Source organism: Candidatus Cyrtobacter comes (assembly GCF_034470605.1).
GTDB lineage: Bacteria > Pseudomonadota > Alphaproteobacteria > Rickettsiales > Midichloriaceae > Cyrtobacter > Cyrtobacter comes.
In genome coordinates this window covers 1-4,741 of sequence record NZ_JARGYT010000090.1, presented here as the reverse complement: position 1 = coordinate 4,741, position 4,741 = coordinate 1, and the positions used below count along the sequence as shown (strand labels likewise).

Below are 4,741 nucleotides of genomic sequence, written 5' to 3'. Positions count from 1 at the left end.
GGAAACAACCTTTTATCCATCTAAATACCATATTTATCGCCTCCAATATAATATTGCATCTTTTCCATTATTTGGCAAAACCTTTGTTAACAGTGCCTATCTCTTTTACTTTTTTGATTCTGTTTTCTTCAGCTCTGTTCATATCTAGCTCCCTGTCTCCTACTCCATAGTCTCCTCCCTTGATTCTTTCTATTGTCTCTTCTTTTATCAGCCAGGAAAAGTTTGCTCTAAAGCTCTTTTTCTTTTCTCCCATTAAAAACTCACTCCCGTTAATTGCTATTGCATATGACCTCCATTTTTCTATGTCACAGTCAAAGTGCTCTCTCCATATGTGTAGCAATGTATGCCTGTTCTTCTTCGAGCTATAGAATGGTATTGGTCTGATTGAGTGTTTGAATACTTCGTTCCATTCTCGTTCCATTATTTGTAGTGTTTCTTGTTGGCTAGGTCCATGATTATCTTGTGAGTTAAGTTTATGATTTGTAATTTCTTTTGATGTCGAGATCTCATGTACCTCTTCAGCTACATCTTTTTTAGGTACTACATGCTGTGGTTCTGCTTGTATATGCTGTGATTCTGCCTGTTTGCAAGGCTTATCAGCTTTAACTCCATAACCTCCGCTTAGGACCTTTATCACAACATCTTCTCTTGTTAAAAATCCAAACTGTGGTTTAAAGTTCTTGTTGAGTTTACCCATCAGATATCTACTGCTTGCTACACTTTTTGCGTACTTGATCCAGTTTTCTAGGTTGTTTCCAAAGTGATCCTTAGGTAATGCTGGTATGATTTTAGCTATTATCGCTATTATCCTACCAATTTACATTTTACTAAGGATTAATGGTATTAAGTTATATTATAATGAATTACATAGTGATTACTGGATATATATCTCTCTCTTTAGTAGCTTATGTTGGTAATATATTAGCTGAAATTGCCAATATATTGTTGTAATCTTAAAAAGAAGCTAGAAGTAGTTTTCTTCTAGCTTGTTAAGTCTAAGATGTAAAACCAGCTATATTCTTCTCTCCCAAATTAACACATCCAACAACTTGGCGCCCAAGAAGTGTTTTTGGCGCGTAATGCACAGTAACCTGAGCTTGCAGTACTCCAATCTCAGGACCAAAATTTATCCATACTTTAAATACCGACTTTTTAGCTCTTGAAAATTCTTCTAGTTTCACAATCGTACCGGAATGCAACTTCACACGTTTAAATTCTTCGCATGTTATTATTGTCATTTGCTACCCTCGATTTAATCTATAATTTTTATTAAATTTTCTTTTTCATCTGCTTTAACCAGCAATAAACCTCTTGCATAATTTCACATATAGCTAATCCAGCATATAATACAGTTATAAAAAATGCACAATCAACCCAAGCGCCAGGGAGTTTTATACGACTCTTATAATATTGCTTTCCTTTTTTATTATGAGCTATTATTTTAGCTACTTAAAGTCAAGTCCTTAAGTATTCTGTCATTGAAGATGAGTGGATTATTTTATAGGACATAAATATTTGAAGGTTTCATCAAAATGAAAAAGAAAATTTTAACCGGTGATAGACCAACTGGTAAATTACACTTAGGACATTACATTGGCTCTTTGCAAAATAGAGTAAGGTTGCAGCATGAATTTGAACAATATGTCATGATCGCTGATGTTCAGGCCCTTACTGACAACTTTGAAGATCCAACAAAAATTACAGAGAATGTGTTTGAGGTAGCAAAGGATTATTTGAGCGTTGGTATTGATCCTGAAATTACAACTATTTTAATTCAATCTCAGATACCTGAAATTGCTGAGCTGACTGTTTATTATCTAAATCTTGTTACTTTAGGAAGGCTTGAAAGAAATCCTACTGTTAAAACAGAGATTCAGCAGAAGGGGTATGATGATTCAATTCCTGCTGGCTTTTTCTGCTATCCGGTAAGTCAAGCTGCAGATATTACAATATTTCAAGCTGAGGTTGTTCCTGTTGGAGATGATCAAGTTCCTATGATTGAACAAACAAATGAAATAGTTAGGAAATTTAATCGTATCTATAATTCAGAATGTCTTAGGGAATGCAAAGTTGTTTTGAGTAAATCATCACGATTAGTAGGTATAGATGGCAAAGCAAAAGCTAGTAAATCACTTGGAAATGCCATTTTTCTTTCAGATAGTGCAGATGAGGTAAAACGTAAAATATTTCAAATGTATACTGATCCAGCACATATCAAAGTAAGTGACCCAGGTAGGGTAGAAGGAAATGTTGTTTTTACTTATTTAGATGCATTTCACCCAAATGCTGATGAAGTAAAGAATTTAAAAGCGCATTATGAACGTGGGGGACTTGGTGACACTGCAATCAAAAATATTCTCAATGATGTGTTGCAAGAATTTTTACTCCCAATCCGAGAAAAACGTCTGGAATATACAAAAAATCAAATAATTAATATTCTTGAGCAAGGTACATTAAAAGCTCGCAAAACAGCTGTATTGACAATGGAGCAAGTACGCGAAGCGATTGGTGTGAAATATTTTTAAGTACAGAAGGATATGGTGGTGTAGCATACCTCAACACTAGATATGTATTCAGCTAGCCTATGGTTTTATGTACGATCTGTTTAGCACAATATATCCTATCTTTAGAATATAAAAATAATCGATGAATAACTTTGCTTAGATACATTGACTTTTTGGTATAGATTGAGTGTTTTTTAGGTCTGCTTTTGGATGATTTGGAGTTTCTTATAGCCAAATACCTCAGTTTAATGCTAACAAGCTTTTTTCATAAAGCTGCAAGTCTTATTAGTTGTGTCGGAAGAGAGTGGCCAAAATTTCCACAGAGACACCAATTGAAAAAGTGTTGATCATTAACTAAAAATCATCACTATGAAATATTTTATTATCTTCAGGAGATAAATATGAAGACACAGATTTTGCAGCAGAGGATGCGCAGGAATACATGAATTCTCAAGCAGAAGATGCATAAAAATATACAAATCCTATAACTTTATGAGTAACTGGAGTAATTATGCTTAAATAGTATAGAATTAGTTTTATAATAGTTTCCGAAAAGGTCTTTTGATACAAATTTGGTGTGATAATCCAGTCTATACTCTGCAAGCCTAGATTTTTTAGCTTATACCATCTTTAAGATTTGACTAATACGGCTTGAAAAATCAACTTATATACTTCACATACCTTTGCGACCACTAAATAAATTAACGGCCTTACTTCATTTATTACTTGTAAAGGAAATAAAACTATGTCACTACATTATAACATATGTATCAATTATATTGGTTTATGTTTTATAAAATACCATTTGTGCTCTTGGCTATTATTGTAGCAGTAATATTTATAGATCTACCATTAACGATACAACAAGTAGTATATTCGATCAGCATAACTATTAAATCATTCATAATTATGATATTGCCAATCGTGATTTTGTGCCTCTTATTTAAAACAATCGTATCATTATCAAATAATGCCAGTAAAATCATAGGGCTTATCTTTACATTAGTGTGCTGTTCCAACTTTCTATCTACATTTTTAAGTCATTATGTTGGGATAATTGTTTATAATTTTGATTTATCTATTTTAACTCCAAAAAATTCATTAGATTTGCAGCCTTTATGGGAATTGCATTTACCTACACTTATATCAAATGATAAAGCAATCTTTGCTGGAATAATATTAGGTTTTATGAGCTTAAAATTTTATCCAAAACTTGCAAATCTTTCCTCAAAATATGTGGTGTTTTATATACATAAGCTACTTTCTGGATTTATATATTTAATACCATTATTTATTGCTGGATTTATTATAAAGCTTAAATATGACGGCATAATAGAATCGATGCTTAAAAATTATTCAGTGATATTTATTGTAATAGCCTGCTCTCAATTTACTTATATACTCTTATCATATATCATACTTAACAAGTTCAATATTAAACAATCACTGAATAATCTAGCAAATATTATGCCTGCCGCTATCAGTGGGTTTAGTACAATGTCGAGCGCTGCAAGTATGCCACTTACCATAATAGGTGCAGAGCGCAATGCACGAAATAAAGATATTGCTAGATCTGTGATACCCGCTACAGTGAATATTCATCTTGTTGGTGATTGTTTTGCCATACCTATTTTTGCATACGCAGTGTTAAAAAGCTTTGGTATGTCTGAACCATCTTTAATGCAATATGTAATATTTGCTTCTTATTTTGTATTGGCTAAATTCTCTGTTGCTGCCATTCCGGGCGGTGGGATAATTGTGATGTTGCCGATATTGCAAGATTATCTTGGATTCAATGCTGATATGATGTCACTTATTACTGCGTTGTATATATTATTCGACCCTGTTATTACTTGCGCAAATGTTTTAGGCAATGGAGCATTTGCAAAGTTGATTGACAGAATTGTAGAATTTAAGTTTAGAGATAAAAAGATCGAGAGTGTTCATACAAAAAAAGATAGAAAAGCCTCTCTATGAACCTTAAAGATTTCTGGCATAGAAAGAGCGCAATTTAATAGATATATCAATCATCTCCTCCTTTTTTGAAACTACTTTGGTCCTCATTCTTCCAATGTGACGTCTAGTGTTGTCTTGCTCTATTGTATACTCCTTCCCTATAAAATCTTTTGGTAAGATAAGCTAATCCAATTATCTGTCTAAGATCTAGCATCGTTTTTCGAAGGTTTTAGCATAAACCAGACAATAGCTCTCCACGATCCAATACGTTAATAATCCAT

4 protein-coding genes are annotated in these 4,741 nt (G+C 32.9%); 2 read left to right on the top strand and 2 right to left on the bottom strand.

The features are described from left to right. Positions 1-67: 67 nt before the first annotated feature. Entirely contained in the window at positions 68-697 is a 630-nt protein-coding gene (locus Cyrtocomes_RS05265) for a hypothetical protein (protein WP_322498144.1), read from the bottom strand. A 298-nt stretch (positions 698-995) separates the two neighbouring features. Then, positions 996-1,238 carry a tRNA-binding protein gene (locus tag Cyrtocomes_RS05260; protein ID WP_322498143.1) on the bottom strand — a complete coding sequence of 81 codons (243 nt, stop codon included), beginning with the start codon at positions 1,236-1,238 and terminating at the stop codon, positions 996-998. Between the two features lie 294 nt (positions 1,239-1,532). Here Cyrtocomes_RS05260 and trpS point away from each other — a divergent pair, with 294 nt between their 5' ends. Both trpS and Cyrtocomes_RS05250 read left to right on the top strand, forming a co-directional pair. Then, positions 1,533-2,525 (top strand): tryptophan--tRNA ligase, encoded by a 993-nt coding sequence (gene trpS / locus Cyrtocomes_RS05255; RefSeq protein ID WP_322498142.1) that lies wholly within the window; start codon positions 1,533-1,535, stop codon positions 2,523-2,525. A gap of 744 nt (positions 2,526-3,269) precedes the next feature. Next, entirely contained in the window at positions 3,270-4,481 is a 1,212-nt protein-coding gene (locus tag Cyrtocomes_RS05250; protein ID WP_410519707.1) for a cation:dicarboxylate symporter family transporter, read from the top strand. Positions 4,482-4,741 lie beyond the last annotated feature (260 nt).